This window comes from Exiguobacterium sp. TDN 0502, assembly GCF_050846835.1.
Lineage (GTDB): Bacteria > Bacillota > Bacilli > Exiguobacteriales > Exiguobacteriaceae > Exiguobacterium_A.
In genome coordinates, this window is record NZ_JBOZGJ010000002.1 from 95,184 (window position 1) to 111,669 (window position 16,486).

Here is a 16,486-nt window from a genome sequence, read left to right on the forward strand (position 1 = left end):
GTTGCCTTAGATGTTAATCTTTGTTCAAATTCCGAAGCAACTCATCAATGCGTGATCCGTATTCGACAGAAGAATCGACCTCGAACGATAGTTCAGGTGTTTTCCGTAGACGAATCCGTGATCCGATTTCCTTACGCATGAAGCCTTTTGATCTTTCAAGACCGATGCGTGCATCCTCACGTGCTTTTTCGTCACCGAGGACCGAGTAGAAGATCGTCGCTTGTTGTAAGTCTCCTGTCACTTCGACACCTGTGACGGTAATCGTTTTAACGCGAGGATCCTTGACATCTTTGATGAGCAGTTGCGTAATTTCCTTACGCATCTGTTCGGCGACACGATTTGAGCGTAAACTCATAATTATTCCCTCCAGTTCGGAAGAATGGATTCCGTTCTGTTACTTCCGTTTAACTTCTTCCATGATGAACGCTTCGATGACATCATCGACTTTAATATCATCATATTTTTCAATCTTAATGCCGCACTCATAGCCAGTAGCGACCTCTTTGACATCATCTTTGAAGCGGCGAAGTGTATCAAGTTTTCCTTCGTAGATGACGATACTGTCACGTACGACCCGGACACCTGCATCACGTGTTAACTTACCTTCCGTGACATATCCCCCTGCGATCGTACCGACTTTCGATACTTTGATGACATCGCGGACTTCAGCTTGACCGATGATTTTCTCGACGAATTCAGGATCAAGGAGACCTTTCATCGCTTGCTCGATTTCTTCAATCGCATTGTAGATGATCCGGTGAAGACGAATTTCGACTTTCTCCTGATCTGCCATTGATTTCGCGTTACCATCCGGACGGACATTGAATCCGATGATAATCGCATTCGCTGCTGAGGCAAGGATGACGTCACCTTCTGTGATCGCACCGACACCTGAGTGTACGATGTTAATTTTAACACCTTCGACATCAATTTTCTTCAATGAACCGGCTAAGGCTTCAACTGAACCTTGGACATCGCCTTTGATGATGATGTTGAGGTCTTTGACTTCACCTTCTTTGATGCGGTCGAAGAGATCTTCTAAGCTGACTTTCGCTGAATCGCGACGTTGTGCTTCGATTTCACGTTGGTAACGTGCTTCACCGATTTGGCGTGCTTTTTTCTCATCTTCGAATGCGAAGAATTGATCGCCCGCTTTCGGGACATCGTTTAAACCTGTGATTTCGATTGGCGTCGATGGTCCGACTTCTTTGACACGGCGACCGATATCGTTGACCATCGCCCGGATACGACCGAACGTGTGCCCGACGACGATCGGGTCACCGACGCGAAGTGTTCCGTGTTGGACGAGAAGTGTCGCGACCGGTCCACGACCTTTATCGAGTTTCGCCTCGATGACTGTTCCGCGACCGTTCATGTCTGGTGTTGATTTGTATTCTTGAACTTCTGAAACGAGAAGGATCATCTCGAGCAATTCGTCGATGCCGTCTCCTTTAAGCGCTGAAACAGGTACGAAGATCGTATCGCCGCCCCAGTCTTCTGCAACGAGTTCGAACTCTGTCAATTCTTGTTTGACACGGTCAGGATTTGCACCCTCTTTATCCATCTTGTTGACCGCGACGATGATTGGAACACCCGCTGCTTTCGCGTGGCTGATCGCTTCTTCCGTCTGCGGCATGACACCGTCATCGGCTGCAACGACGATGATCGCGATATCCGTGACATCTGCTCCACGTGCACGCATCGTCGTGAACGCCGCGTGACCTGGTGTATCAAGGAACGTGATTTTCTTGCCGTCGATCTCAACTTGGTATGCACCGATGTGCTGTGTGATCCCGCCGGCTTCGCCTGCAGTGACCTTCGTGTTACGGATCGAGTCGAGCAATGTCGTTTTACCGTGGTCGACGTGTCCCATGATCGTAACGACCGGTGGACGCTCAGACAATTCGTACTGATCGAGATTCAATTCGTATTGATCAAAGTCCGTCTCATCGACTTGGACGGTCTTTTCGACTTCAAAACCGAACTCTGTCGCGAGCAATTCGACTGTCTCGTCATCGAGATCTTGGTTGATGTTCGCCATGACACCGAGACCCATCAACTTCATGATCAGTTCATTCGGTTTTTTCGCCATTTTTTCAGCGAGTTCACCGACTGTCAAGTTGTCAGAGTATTGAACGACGTTTGCCATCGCCTCTTCCTGCGCCCGGCGTGCTGCTTTCCGTTGACTCGACTTCGAGTTCGGATCCGCTACTTCAAGTTTACGTGGTTCTGCTTTCTTTTGATTCGGGCGACGTTTGCCGCCACGGTTGTTACGGTTGCCGAATTCTGGGCGTCCGCCTTTATTGTTACGTGATTGGTTACCTGCTGGTTTGTTTGTACTTCCTGGTCGGTTCGGTTTATTATCTGATTTCACTTGTTTTGGAGCCTCCGTCTTTTGAGCCCGATATTTTTCGGGATTAAATACTTGATCGAGTTGCTGTACTGTCTGTTCATCTAATACTGCCATATGATTCTTGACTGGTTTCTCCAGCTTTTCAAGCTGGGTAATGACCTGCTTACTTGTTACGTTTTGTTCCTTGGCGAATTCGTATACACGTTTACCCAAAGGATCCACCTCCAATTAGTCGTTCGAGAGGAGTTCAGTTAGCTTTTTCGCAAATCCGGCTTCATTGACTGACACGACAACACGCGCATCCTTTCCTAATGCTTGACCGAGAATCGTCCGGTCGGCGACTTCTAGGTAAGGAACCTGATAACTCGTACATTTATCTGTGACTTTCTTACGCGTGGCAGCCCCCGCATCTGCTGCTAAAAGAACAAGCTTCGCTTGTCCTCCTCGTACTTCTTTCAGTACGAGTTCTTCTCCCGTCGTCACTTTCCTAGCTCGATTCGCGAGACCGAGAAGGGATTCCCATTTACTCATCTGTACCTCCCGCGATTTCAAGCAATTCATCGTATAAGGCATCTGTCGTCTTGACCTTCAAATGATGATCAAGCGTCCGTTTTTTCTTCGCCGTCGCAATGACTGCCGCATCTTTTGATAAATAGGCACCCCGCCCATTCATCTTACCATTTAAATCGATGACGACCTCTTGTTCAGGTGTCCGGACGACACGAATTAATTCTTTTTTCGGTTTCATTTCTTGTGTGATGACACACTTGCGTAATGGGACCTTTTTTTGCACGGATTATTCCTCGCCTTCGACGTGGACCGCTTCTTCGACTACTGTCGATTCTTCCGTCGCGAAGACATCTTCGAGATCCATGCCTTCCGCCTCGGACTCACTCTTGATGTCAATCTTCCATCCAGTCAACTTCGCTGCAAGGCGCGCGTTTTGACCACGTTTGCCGATTGCAAGAGACAATTGGAAATCAGGAACGACGACGATCGTCGCTTTCGCTGGTTCATTGACATAGACCGCAACGACTTGAGCTGGGCTGAGCGCATTCGCAACATACTCTTTCGGATCATCCGAATAGCGGACGATATCGATTTTTTCCCCGTTCAGATCATTGACGATGCGCTGAACACGTGCACCTTTTTGTCCGACACATGCACCGACTGGATCGATATCATCTGCTGCAACCGCGATTTTCGAACGGTCACCCGCTTCACGGGCAACGGATTTAACTTCGACTTCACCGCTTGCGATCTCAGGTACTTCAATTTCAAAGAGGCGTTTTAAGAGACCTGGATGTGTCCGTGATACAAGGATTGACGCTCCTGATCCTTTAACCATTGGGTCGACTTTCGTGACGTACACCTTAATGCGATCACGAATCCCGAAACGTTCATTCGGCATTTGTTCGTGTGTCGTCAAGACCGCCTCGATCCCTTCTAGGTTAACATACAAGTTCCGTGCATCCTGACGTTCGACGATTCCAGTCATGATCTCGTCTTCACGATCCGAGAAGTGATTGTAGATACGTTCACGTTCCGCTTCACGCATTTTTTGAGTGACGATCTGTTTTGCCGTTTGTGCCGCAACACGACCAAAGTCACCAGGCGTCACTTCGACTTTATGGAAATCGCCGAGTTCATACGTCGGATCGATTTCGTGGGCTTCTTCAAGCGAAAGTTGCTCTTCCGGTTGTGTCAATCGTTCGACGACTTCCTTGAGTGCGAAGACACGGATATCTCCTGTCTGCTGATCGAATTCAACTTTGACTGCCTCCGACTCTTTTCCGAAGTTACGTCGGTACGCTGAAATCAACGCCTGCTCAAGGGCATCGATGATGATATTTTTATCAATTTCCTTCTCTTTTGCGATCTGATTGATCGCCTCGAGTAACTGTGGTCCCATCGTTCTCTTCCTTTCCGTCAGAACATTACCGCAAGTCGCGCAAGTGAAATCTTGTCGACCGGTATCTCAATTTTCAATTTTCTTGTTTTAACACGTACTTCGATTTCAAGCATATCAGGTGTATATGATAGCAACGTTCCTTCGAATTCAACTGCATTCTTTACTGGATCGTGCGTTTTGATATACACATGTTTCCCGATCGCTTTTTCGAAGTCTTCGTCTTTCTTCAGTGGACGTTCCGCTCCTGGACTAGCGACGTCGAGGTAATACGGCTCGTCAATCGGATCATTGTCATTTAATGCTTCCGATAACTGTTCATTGATTTTGACGCAGTCTTCAAGATCTACGCCACCCTCTTTGTCGATGGAGACACGTAGGAACCAATCCGCCCCTTCTTTGACGAATTCAACGTCGACTAGCTCCATCCCCTCTCGTTCGACGATTGGTTTTGCGAGCGCTTCGACCTTTTCCGTTACGTTCGTCATCTTCATCCTCCTTCAAAAAACAAACAAGAAAGGAGCAGGTCCCCCTACTCCTTCCAAGTCGTAGTATAAAAAACATTTCCTCACTCAATATAGCATAGGAAAGCGCTCAAGGCAAGTGTTCCTAAGGGCTTACAAGTCGAACAAGGACAGCTGGTTCTCATCCGGTAACCCTTCGAGACAACCGAGGTTATCAAGTGTCTCGATGATCGATTTCGAAAGCTTCGCTCGTTTTTGAAGGTCTTCCTTCGAGAGGAATTCGCCACCTTTACGTGCTTCGACGATTTGCTTCGCAGCGTTCGTACCGAGACCTGTCACGGCATTAAATGGCGGTAACAAGGTATCCCCGTCAATCAGGAACTCAGTCGCGCTCGAGCGGTAGAGGTCGACTTTCTGGAACGTGAAGCCGCGTTCAATCATCTCAAGCGCGATTTCAAGAACCGTGTACAAGCCTTTATCCTTCGCTGTCGCTTCGAATCCTTTATCCTTGATGTCTTGTAAGACTTTCCGGACGGCAGCAGAGCCTTTATTCATCGCACCGATGTCAAAGTCACCCGCACGAACGGTAAAGTACGAGGCGTAGTAATACATCGGATGATGGACTTTATAGTAAGCAATCCGAACAGCCATCAAGACGTAAGCAGCAGCATGGGCTTTTGGGAACATGTACTTGATTTTCTTACAAGAATCGATATACCAGAGTGGCACATCGTTCTCGATCATCGCCTCTTCCATGTCAATCGAGAGTCCTTTTCCTTTACGGACCGACTCCATGATTTTAAAAGCAAGTGACGGTTCAAGACCGGCATAGATCAAGTAGACCATGATGTCATCCCGACAACCGATGACGTCTTTTAGCTCACACGTTCCGTTGTAAATCAATTCACTGGCGTTACCGAGCCAGACATCCGTTCCGTGCGAGAGTCCAGAAATCTGAACGAGCTCCGAGAACGTCGTCGGTTTCGTCTCTTCTAACATTTGGCGGACGAACTTCGTTCCGAACTCGGGAATACCGAGCGTTCCCGTTTTTGAATCAATTTGCTCCGGCGTCACACCGATCGATTCCGTCGAACTAAAGATTTTCATGACTTCCGGGTCATCGACGGGAATCGTCTTCGGATCACGTCCCGATAAATCTTGTAACATCCGGATCATCGTCGGATCATCGTGACCGAGGATATCGAGTTTGAGTAAGTTATCGTGAATCGAGTGGAAGTCGAAGTGGGTCGTCTTCCATTCAGAACCCATGTCGTCTGCCGGATACTGAATCGGACTGATGTCGTAGATGTCCATGTAGTCCGGGACGACGATGATTCCGCCTGGGTGTTGTCCGGTCGTCCGTTTGACGCCGGTAACACCACTGACGAGACGATCGACTTCCGCATTCCGGTACGTCAACTCATTTTCCGACTGATATCCTTTGACGTAACCATACGCCGTCTTCTCGGCGATCGTCCCGATCGTTCCCGCACGGTAGACGTAATCGTCACCGAACAGGACTTTCGTATAGGCATGGGCTTGCGGCTGGTATTCTCCACTGAAGTTCAAATCGATATCCGGTACTTTATCCCCTTTAAATCCGAGGAACGTCTCGAATGGAATATCATGACCGTCCTTGAACAATGGGATATCACATTTCGAACATGACTTATCCGGCAAATCGAATCCCGAACCGACGGAACCGTCATCGAAGAACTCCGATTCCTTACAATTCGGACAGACATAGTGTGGCGGTAATGGATTGACTTCCGTGATCTCGGTCATCGTCGCAACAAGACTCGACCCGACCGATCCCCGTGAACCAACCAAATAGCCGTCGTCGAGTGACTTTTTAACGAGTTTATGCGAAATCAGATAGATGACGGCGAATCCGTGACCGATGATCGACTTCAACTCTTTTTCGAGTCGGGCTTCGACGATTTCCGGCAATGTTTCCCCGTAAATCCGGTGTGCCATATCGTACGACAAGTTCCGGACTTCTTCATCCGCCCCTTCGATCTTCGGTGTATAGAGATCTTTTGGAATGATATCGATGTTCTCGAACTGTTCCGCGACCGCTTGGCTATTCGTGATGACAAGTCGTTCCGACACATCCGGTCCGAGGAACTTAAAGTCGTCCATCATTTCCTTCGTCGTCCGGAAGTGTGCCGGTGGCAATTGTTTTCGCATGTTCAGCATATTCGCTCCGCCTTGCGTCCGAATCAAAATCTCCCGGTACGTCGCGTCATGTTGATCGAGGTAATGCACGTTCCCTGTTGCGACTGGTAAGATGTCATGTTCTTCTGCGACACGGATGATCTTTTTGATCAGTTCGCGCAGTTCGAGTTCATTCTGAACGATTTCCCGTTCGATCAAATGACCATACATCGCGGGGGGTTGAATCTCGATGAAATCATAGAACTGCATGACTTTCGCTAAATCTTCGTCCGACTTGTTCAAGGCGGCATCAAATACTTCGCCGTTATCACAAGCTGAGCCGATGATTAGCCCGTCCCGATGCGCGACGAGTTGCGAGCGTGGTGTGCGGACGACACGGTGCACATGCTTCGTGTGAGCAATCGAAATCAATTGATAGAGATTCTTCAAGCCCGTCCGGTTCTTCGCATAGACCGTCGCATGGTATGGTCGTGCCCGCGAGATATCTTTCCCCATCTCCCGGTTGAGTGAGGCGTGTGTCTTCATGTCGAACATCTCATCCGCCATTTGAAGCAACTTAACCATCAAGTAGCCCGTCGCTTCCGCGTCATAGATGGCGCGGTGATGCTGCGTCAATTCGATATCAAATCGTTTTGCGAGTGTGTTCAATCGGTGGTTTTTTAGCGTCGGCATCAGGACCCGGGCTAACTCAAGCGTATCAATGACCGGCAAGACCGATTCATCATGTCCACCGGACCGAAGTGTCGCATTCAAGAAGCCGATATCAAACGAAGCATTGTGGGCCACGAGAATCGAGTCGCCGACCCAGTCCATGAATTCCTTGACGACTTGTTCCGGGTCTGGTTTTCCGCGGACCATATCATCGGTGATCCCTGTCAAATCAATCGTCGTCGCCGACAACAGATGCTTCGGATCGGCGAATGCTTCGAACTTATCGATGATATCACCGTCGTGGATTTTGACAGCTGCAAGTTCGATGATTTTGTTGTACATCGCTGATAAACCGGTCGTCTCAACGTCAAAGACGACGAATGTCGCGTCATCTAAGTTACGCTCCACCGGATGATAGGCGACTTGCACCCCGTCATCGACGACGTTCGCTTCGATTCCGTACAATACTTTAATATCGTTTTTCTTTCCGGCATAGTAGGCATCCGGAAAACTTTGGGCACCCGCGTGATCCGTGATCGCAACAGCAGGATGTCCCCACTTTGCCGCCCGTTCGACGTATTTCGTCACGTTCATGACGGCGTCCATCTGGCTCATTTGCGAGTGCGCATGTAACTCGACACGCTTCTCACCTGCCCATGGGTCAGCAGGAGCCTCCATCTTCACTTCTGATAACTGTGCAATCATCATGCAGAGATCACGCAAGAATGTATCGAACTCAACGCGACCTGCCGCTTGAATCCACATCCCTTTTTTGATCGCCGAGAGAATCTTGACGTCTGTTTCGTCACGCGCAAACATCTTGACGACAAGGGAGTCCGTATAATCCGTCATCTTGAACGTAAAGATCGTCTTTCCGCTTCGTAGTTCACGACTCTCTGCCGAGAAGACGAGACCTCGAATCGCGATCCGTCGTTCCTCGTCTTGGATTGTCTTGATTGGAACAATCTCATCTTGAATCGGTTTCCCGATCCGGATCTCAACTGGTCCTTCATCGTCATCCCGCGATTGTTCCCGTTTGAATTGCAACTCGAGCATCCGCTTTGCTTCTTCCATGTCTTCCTGTTTCACCTGATTGCGCAACGCTTCTTGTTTTGATTCGTTGATTTGAACGATCGGTTCACAGTTGAATTTCGGGAATCCGTAAGCACTGTAAAGTAACTGCAATTCCCCACATAAGCTACTTTTTAAGAATCCTGCTTCCGGTTCACTCCGGACCGGAATGAATAATTTCTGTTCTTTGAACTCCGGTAAGACCCGTCCCAGTTGAGTCCGCATCGCCGATGAGACGTCGGCGAGATCTTGCACGACATATGGCCAGTAATCATGATATAGGCGTTCGTCTGGTCGACTATCCGCGTATAGGATGACTTTGACTTCGGCGAATTGCTGGTACCGACTTATCAAGCGACTCGTAAAGAGTTGATAGACGTTTTGGGGCAAAACGTGTGGCAAGCGGATTTCAAATGTCCAGGTTGCTTTTGCTTTATTGACGCGAAGCTTCTCAAGAACTGCTTCGTTAAAGTATTCTTCAATGATACCGTTCGGTAATTCTAAGTCACTCAGCAACAGTGACATGCGTTGTTGTGTATCCACTCGCAATTGTGCTGTCTGATCGCTTCACACCGTGACAGCAACTCCTCCTCCTCTTGCGGATTGCCCAAGGGGCGAATGGGTGTGAGACAAGAAAACAGTCACTTTATGAAAAGTGACCGTCTCCTTCTTTATTCTAAACCTTCATAGAGTGAACGAACAGCCTCAACGACTTGTTCTTGTCCAATTTCTTCTGCATCGCCACCACGACGGGCTTTTAATTCGACGATTCCTTCTGTCGCTTTTTTACCGACGTTCAAACGAACCGGTAGACCAATCAAATCGGCATCGGCGAATTTGACGCCTGCTCGTTCTTTTCGGTCGTCAAACAAAACGCTGAATCCTGCAGCTGTCAACTCACGGTATAATGTTTCTCCGAGTTCGAGCTGATCCGCATTTTTACCGTTGACGACGATCAAATGAACATCGTATGGTGCGATCGCTTTTGGCCAAATGATGCCGCGCTCATCATAATGTTGTTCGACGACTGCCGATAGTGTCCGCGAAACACCGATCCCGTAGCAACCCATGATGAGTGGTTGCGCTTTACCACCTTCATCGAGGAATGTCGCTCCCATTCCTTCCGAGTAACGTGTTCCGAGTTTGAAGACTTGACCGACTTCGATCCCCCGTGCGAATTTGACGTTGCCGTTGCCGTCTGGTGAGACGTCACCTTCTTCAACGAAGCGTAAGTCCGTATAGTCGGCTTCGAAATCACGGCTTGGGTCGACGTGGATGTAATGCGTTTCTGCTTTGTTTGCACCGCAGACAGCGTTCGTCAAGGCACGAATCGCGTAATCGGCAACGATCTTCATGTCTGCTCCGATCGGTCCGAGTGTTCCAGGTGTCGAATGAAGTGCTGCTTCAATCTCTTCGTCGCTCGCCATCGTGATGTCGAGTGCTCCCAGATAGTTTTTCAGCTTGATATCGTTGACTTCGTGATCACCCCGGACGAGCGCCATGACGAGCCCTTGTTCCGTCTTGAAGATGACCGTCTTGATCGATTCGTTTGCTGGTAAGTTCAGATGCGCACTGACCGCTTCGATCGTCTTCGCATCTGCCGTATGCACTTCTTCCAGTGCTTCTGGTGCTTTGTCTTGCTTCGGATAGGCGTCGATCGACTCTGCCATCTCTAAGTTTGCCGCGTAGTCCGACTGGTCCGAATAGACGATCGTATCCTCACCGATTGCTGCTAACGCATGGAACTCATGTGTCCCACTACCACCGATTGCACCCGAGTCAGCGACGACCGGACGGAATTCAAGACCAACACGTGTGAAGATACGCGAGTACGTCTCAAACATGTTTTGATACTCTTCGTCTAAGCTCTCTTGTGACGAATGGAACGAGTAGGCATCTTTCATGATGAACTCACGACCGCGTAATAAACCGAAACGTGGACGACGTTCGTCACGGTATTTCATTTGAATCTGGAACAGGTTGACCGGTAGTTTTTTGTACGAGTTCAACTCATCCCGGACGATCGAAGTAATCAGTTCCTCGTGTGTTGCACCTAACGCAAACCGACGATCGTGACGATCCGTCAAGCGCATCAATTCCGGTCCATAGATATCCCAGCGCCCTGTCTCTTCCCATAGTTCAGCTGGTTGAATCGCTGGCATCAGTAGTTCTTGCGCCCCCGCTGCTTCTAATTCTTCGCGAATGATCGTCTCGATGTTTGCGAGAACACGTTTTGCGAGTGGGAGATACGAATAGATCCCAGCGGCATTTTGACGCATGAATCCTGCACGAAGCAAGAGTTGGTGACTGATGGCTTCTGCATCAGATGGTACTTCACGCAACGTTGGCATGAATAGTTTTGATTGTTTCATAATGAGTCACGAACTCCTTTGACTGAGTGATTAATTAAAAGAATTTTTGAATGTCGTTCCAAGTGACGACGAGCATGAGTAACATTAAAAGTGCGAAACCGACGAAATGCACGAGTCCCTCTTTTTGAGGATCGACCGGTTTACCGCGTAAGGCTTCAAGGAAGAGGAACAGTAATCGTCCTCCGTCAAGTGCCGGAAGTGGTAATAAGTTGAAGACCGCTAAGTTGACGGACAACAGTGCCGTCCATGTCAACAGCATCGAGAAGCCGCTGGCTGCGACCTGATCGGTCATCTTGACGATTCCGACCGGTCCCGATAATTGATCGACACCGACGACACCAGTGACGAGATCTCCGACGGCACCAACAATCAATGTTGACATCCGCCACGTTTCCGAAACGCCCGTTTGAAGTGCTGTCCCGAATGATTTTTTTGTCTCATTCGTAACACCGATGATCCCGACCTTCTGTTCTCCTTGCTGTTGTACTTTTGGCGTGATCTGTGTTGTCGTCTCTTTGCCGTCACGTTCATATTTCACTTCTGTCGCTTTACCGGCACGATCTTGGAATCCTGCGCGCAAATCAGTCCATTTGGCTGTATCCTGTCCGTTGACCGAGACAATCCGGTCTCCTTCGACTAACCCTGCCTGATCGGCAGGTGAACCTTTTTGAACGGTTCCGATGACGCTATCTCCTGTCGGCGAACCATTGTATAACGCAAGACCGAACAGGATAACGAACGCAAGGACAAAGTTCATGAACGGTCCGGCAGCAATCGCAAGGACGCGTTTCCAGACGGATTTCGAGCCGAATGTCCGATCGTATGGCGCAATTTGTGTCCGTGTCTGACCTTCGACGAGAAATGCTGTCGGGGAGACAGGGTAACGCACCGACGTTTCGTCTTGTAAGCCGACGAGTTCGAGTTGATGCAAGAGATCGATTCGTTCGACGGTGACGACTTGATCAACGTGTGGCTGATCCGCATCAAAATAAATCGTCTCGATGACACCATCCTTCAATTGCAATCCGACAGTCTGACCCGTTTTGATTTCGACGAGTTCAGGTTCTTCGCCTGCCATTTTGACATATCCACCAATCGGTAATAAACGTACCGTATACAACGTCTCATTCTTGAAGACCGAAAAAATCTTAGGACCAAATCCAATCGCAAATTCGCGGCAGAGAATGCCGGCACGCTTTGCCATTACGAGGTGACCCCATTCATGGACGGCGACGAGTACACCGAACATCAGCACGATTGAAATAAAGGTCGTCATTACTTATCCCATCCTTAGTTAGCGAATGTAAGAGACGTTACAAACGCACGCGCCCACCGGTCTGCCGCAAGGATTTGTTCCAAGGAAGGCTCTTCGATGAGTTCGTGGGCTTGAAGCGCCGCCTCGACGCTCGCTTCGATTTCTAAAAAGCGGATGTCCCCATTTAAAAAACGGTCCACCGCCTGTTCGTTCGCAGCATTGAGTACTGACGGCATCGATCCACCGGCTTGACCTGCTTCAAAAGCAAGCCGCAACATTGGGTAACGATCAAACGATGCGTCAGCAAAGTGTAGGCGTCCGATTTCCTTTAAGTTTAACCGTTCTCCCCCTTGAATTTCAAGGCGGGACGGATATGTAAGAGCGTACTGGATCGGTTCTCGCATGTCCGGCATCCCAAGTTGTGCCATGACGGCACCATCATTGAATTCAACCATCGAGTGGATGATGGATTCACGGTGGATGACGACATCAATATCCGCATAGTCGACGTCAAATAACCAGTGGGCTTCAATGACTTCGAATCCTTTATTCATCATCGTCGCGGAATCGATTGTGATTTTCGCACCCATCGACCAGTTCGGGTGTGCCAGCGCCTGTTCGACGGTCACATCCGACAGTTCTTCACGGGACTGATCGCGGAAACTTCCACCTGAAGCCGTCAAGATGATTTGACGAACATCTTCACGACGTTCCCCGTTCAAACATTGGAAAATCGCTGCATGCTCACTATCGACCGGTAAGATCGTGACGTTTTTCTCACGCGCGAGCTTCATGACGAGATGACCTGCCGTGACGAGCGTTTCCTTATTCGCAAGTCCGATCGTCTTACCAGCCTCGATTGCGGCAAGCGTCGGACGCAAGCCAACAGCGCCGACGACTGCTGTAATGACCGTATCGACTTCTGGATGCGTCACGATATCAAGCAATCCTGCTTCACCGACGACGATCGTCGGCTGATACGACAACTGCTGTTCAAGCTCTTGACGTGTCGTTTCATCTTGGACACCGACAAGCATCGGTTGCAAGCGGTTCAACCACGGTGCGGCGACCGTCGTATTGCGCCCGAAAGCAAAACTCGTCAATTCAAAACGATCCGGATTAGCTGCGATGACATCTAGTGTTTGTGTACCAATCGAACCAGTACCACCGATGATACTAATTTTCTTCATATGAAGTGCCTCCTCAAGCAAAGATATCGAGTACGACGAGGACCGTAAAAACGATCATCATGCTGTCGAACCGATCCAAGATACCACCATGACCGGGTAGTAATGTTCCAGAATCCTTCACACCATAATGGCGTTTATAGGCGGACTGGACCAAGTCACCGAGTTGACCAACGACGGCGACGATGATCGCAAGGACAATGACTTTCCCGAAACCGACAGTCGGTTCGATGCTTTCGAACACGATCCCAAGCACCATCGCAAGGACGATGCCGCCGATGGCTCCCTCAATCGTCTTATTCGGACTGATTGATGGCCATAACTTGTTCTTGCCGAAGCGTTTGCCGACGAAATAGGCGCCGGAATCCGTGAACCAGATCAAGAGGATGATCAAGAGGGACCAGGTCAAGCCATGCTCGAGCAACCGAATATAGGCGAATGACGCAAATCCTACTCCGACATAAATCGCTGTCAGCAATAAAAAGGCGACGTCATCAAACGTGAACACATTTTTTGAAAAGACTGTCCAAAACAATCCGATCAATAGAATGACCATGCCCCAAGCAATTGGGGAAAGTCCGATCGGGAGCGTCCGGTCGACCGCCTCTTCATAGATGCTGATGAATGGTAACAAGGTGCCAAGACCAAACAGAATACGCGGGATACGCGAACCGCTGAAATGGCGCATCTTGACGAGTTCGCTGTAACCAAGGATCGTCAAGATTGCCATAAATGCTAAGAAAGGCAATTCCCCTAAGTACAGAAGGGCTAGGAATATCGCTCCTGCCCAAATACCAGTGATAATACGAGTTTTCATAAGCTAGTTCCTCATTTTAATCAGACGCCGCCAAATCGGCGTGTCCGTTGATTGTATTCTTCGATTGCTGCCAAGAAAGCATCCCGGCGAAACTCTGGCCACAAGACATCCGTAAAATAAAACTCCGCATACGCGGCTTGCCAGAGCAAAAAGTTCGACAATCGTTGTTCGCCACTCGTCCGAATGACAAAATCAACATCTGTGACGGACCCTGTCATCAGTTCTCGTTCAATCGTCTCCGGTGTAATCGCATCCGGCGACAACGATCCTTCCTGAACTTGTACGGCCAGTTTTTGCATGACTTGAACGAGTTCATCGCGTCCTCCATAATTCAGAGCGAAAATCAGACGAAGTCCTGTATTGTGTTGCGTATCCAGTTTCGCTTGTTCGACCGCATCGCGCGTGAAATGAGGGAGGCGTGATACTTCACCTGCTACCTCGACTTTGACATTTTGCGCGTCTAACTCTTTTAAATCCGATTCCAAGAATTGGGCCGGTAATTTCATGAGAAAACTGACTTCTTCTTCCGGCCGTGTCCAATTCTCCGTCGAAAAGGCATATAACGTCAAACTCTTGATGCCCAGCTCATTTGCAACTCGAACAACTTCACGAATCGATTTCATACCTTCACGGTGCCCCATGATACGCGGAAGTCCGCGTTTTTGTGCCCACCGCCCGTTACCATCCATGATGATGGCCACGTGTTCCGGAACCCGATCATAGACTTCCGTTGCTTTCGTCTGATTCAACCATTGAAACATCCGCACTTCCTCCTCTCTCAATTATGAAGAAAGGGACTCTTCGTGTGACAAAGAGTCCCCCCCATGACGATCCGTCGCGTCATACTTCCATGATTTCTTGTTCTTTTTCCGTTGCCGTCTGATCAAGTTGTTTGACGAACTTGTCTGTCAACGTCTGAACATCTTCTGTGTACCCACGCAGATCGTCTTCTGTCAACACGCCATCTTTTTCTTGTTTCTTAAGTTGCTCGTTCGTGTCACGTCGAATGTTACGGAGGGCAACTTTGCCTTCTTCCGTATACTTCTTGACGAGTTTGACGAGTTCCTTCCGGCGCTCTTCCGTTAGTGGTGGAATCGCTAGACGGATGACTGTACCATCAGACGACGGTGCAAGACCAAGATCTGCACGTTGAATCGCTTTTTCAATCTCGCTGACCATTGATTTATCCCATGGAGTGATCAAGATCAGACGTGCTTCTGGTGTGTTGACGTTCGCCACTTGATTGAGTGGTGTCGGTGAACCGTAGTATTCGACTTGAACCGGATCCAAGATTGCAACGTTTGCACGTCCTGCACGAAGCGTCGCAAGTTCTTTCTTAAGTGAAAGATGTGCTTTTTCCATCCGTTCTTCGGCTTGTTTCAAGATTTCTTTTGACATATTATTTCCCCCTTACGATTGTCCCGATTTCGTCACCGATGACGACACGTTTGATGTTACCTTCTTCCATCAACGAGAAGACGATGAGCGGGATGTCATTGTCCATGCAAAGTGATGTAGCTGTAGAATCCATGACTTGGAGACCATCTTTTAAGACATCCAAGTAAGAGAGCGTCTCGAATTTCTTCGCTTCTGGATCCACATTCGGGTCAGCCGAGTAGACACCATCGACGTTGTTCTTCGCCATCAAGATGACCTCTGCTTCGATTTCAGCTGCACGAAGAGCAGCCGTCGTATCCGTCGAGAAGTAAGGATTCCCTGTACCTGCTGCAAAGATGACGACGCGGCCTTTTTCAAGGTGACGCATCGCACGGCGACGAATGTACGGTTCTGCTACTTGGCGCATCTCAATCGATGTTTGAACGCGTGTTTCGACACCTACATCTTCTAAGCTGTCCTGAAGCGCAAGCGAGTTCATGACTGTCGCTAACATCCCCATATAATCGGCGTTGGCCCGGTCCATCCCAAGTTCTGCACCTGTTTTGCCACGCCAAATGTTTCCAGCTCCGACGACGACCGCTACTTCTACGTTCAATTCAACTAATTCGCGAATCTGTTCCGAGATAGATTTGACGATGACAGGATTGATCCCAAACCCTTGATCTCCTGCGAGCGCTTCTCCGCTCAATTTTAACACAATCCGGTTATATTTCGGTTGCATGACTATGTCCCCCTTGCTAAATTCCGTAAAAAAGGAACACGAACCACTTCCACACGAAAGTGGATTGAAGCATACGTGTTCCTTCTCTTGTCATCAGGATAATCCCGATT

General features: G+C 49.0%; 14 protein-coding genes. All 14 read right to left on the reverse strand.

The window, feature by feature from the left end; translation table 11 throughout:
- Window positions 1–13 precede the first annotated feature (13 nt).
- Entirely contained in the window at window positions 14–355 is a 342-nt protein-coding gene (gene rbfA, locus ACRPK8_RS03660; RefSeq protein ID WP_432236981.1) for a 30S ribosome-binding factor RbfA, read from the reverse strand.
- Window positions 356–394: 39 nt separating this feature from the next.
- On the reverse strand, window positions 395–2,566 hold the full coding sequence (gene infB / locus ACRPK8_RS03665) for a translation initiation factor IF-2 (protein ID WP_432236982.1): 2,172 nt from the start codon (window positions 2,564–2,566) through the stop codon (window positions 395–397).
- A 15-nt stretch (window positions 2,567–2,581) separates the two neighbouring features.
- A complete protein-coding gene (locus ACRPK8_RS03670) occupies window positions 2,582–2,884 on the reverse strand; it encodes a YlxQ family RNA-binding protein (RefSeq protein ID WP_023468681.1) in 303 nt (100 codons plus the stop codon).
- Window positions 2,877–3,146 (reverse strand): RNase P modulator RnpM, encoded by a 270-nt coding sequence (rnpM, locus tag ACRPK8_RS03675; protein ID WP_432236983.1) that lies wholly within the window; start codon window positions 3,144–3,146, stop codon window positions 2,877–2,879. The genes ACRPK8_RS03670 and rnpM overlap by 8 nt, the downstream gene beginning before the upstream one ends.
- Before the next feature lie 3 nt (window positions 3,147–3,149).
- Window positions 3,150–4,265 carry a transcription termination factor NusA gene (gene nusA / locus ACRPK8_RS03680; protein WP_432236984.1) on the reverse strand — a complete coding sequence of 372 codons (1,116 nt, stop codon included), beginning with the start codon at window positions 4,263–4,265 and terminating at the stop codon, window positions 3,150–3,152.
- A 17-nt stretch (window positions 4,266–4,282) separates the two neighbouring features.
- Window positions 4,283–4,750 (reverse strand): ribosome maturation factor RimP, encoded by a 468-nt coding sequence (gene rimP, locus ACRPK8_RS03685; protein WP_432236985.1) that lies wholly within the window; start codon window positions 4,748–4,750, stop codon window positions 4,283–4,285.
- Between the two features lie 129 nt (window positions 4,751–4,879).
- A complete protein-coding gene (locus ACRPK8_RS03690) occupies window positions 4,880–9,151 on the reverse strand; it encodes a PolC-type DNA polymerase III (RefSeq protein ID WP_432237139.1) in 4,272 nt (1,423 codons plus the stop codon).
- A gap of 146 nt (window positions 9,152–9,297) precedes the next feature.
- A complete protein-coding gene (locus ACRPK8_RS03695) occupies window positions 9,298–10,998 on the reverse strand; it encodes a proline--tRNA ligase (RefSeq protein ID WP_432236986.1) in 1,701 nt (566 codons plus the stop codon).
- Between the two features lie 34 nt (window positions 10,999–11,032).
- Window positions 11,033–12,274 carry an RIP metalloprotease RseP gene (gene rseP / locus ACRPK8_RS03700; RefSeq protein ID WP_432236987.1) on the reverse strand — a complete coding sequence of 414 codons (1,242 nt, stop codon included), beginning with the start codon at window positions 12,272–12,274 and terminating at the stop codon, window positions 11,033–11,035.
- A 14-nt stretch (window positions 12,275–12,288) separates the two neighbouring features.
- Window positions 12,289–13,443, reverse strand: a complete 1,155-nt coding sequence (locus ACRPK8_RS03705; RefSeq protein ID WP_432236988.1) for a 1-deoxy-D-xylulose-5-phosphate reductoisomerase — start codon at window positions 13,441–13,443, stop codon at window positions 12,289–12,291.
- 13 nt (window positions 13,444–13,456) lie between these two features.
- Entirely contained in the window at window positions 13,457–14,257 is an 801-nt protein-coding gene (locus ACRPK8_RS03710) for a phosphatidate cytidylyltransferase (protein WP_432236989.1), read from the reverse strand.
- A 20-nt stretch (window positions 14,258–14,277) separates the two neighbouring features.
- Window positions 14,278–15,018, reverse strand: a complete 741-nt coding sequence (locus ACRPK8_RS03715; protein WP_432236990.1) for an isoprenyl transferase — start codon at window positions 15,016–15,018, stop codon at window positions 14,278–14,280.
- Between the two features lie 79 nt (window positions 15,019–15,097).
- Complete coding sequence (gene frr / locus ACRPK8_RS03720; protein WP_432236991.1) at window positions 15,098–15,655, reverse strand: ribosome recycling factor; 558 nt, start codon at window positions 15,653–15,655, stop codon at window positions 15,098–15,100.
- A 1-nt stretch (window position 15,656) separates the two neighbouring features.
- Window positions 15,657–16,376, reverse strand: a complete 720-nt coding sequence (gene pyrH, locus ACRPK8_RS03725; protein ID WP_029342047.1) for a UMP kinase — start codon at window positions 16,374–16,376, stop codon at window positions 15,657–15,659.
- Window positions 16,377–16,486 lie beyond the last annotated feature (110 nt).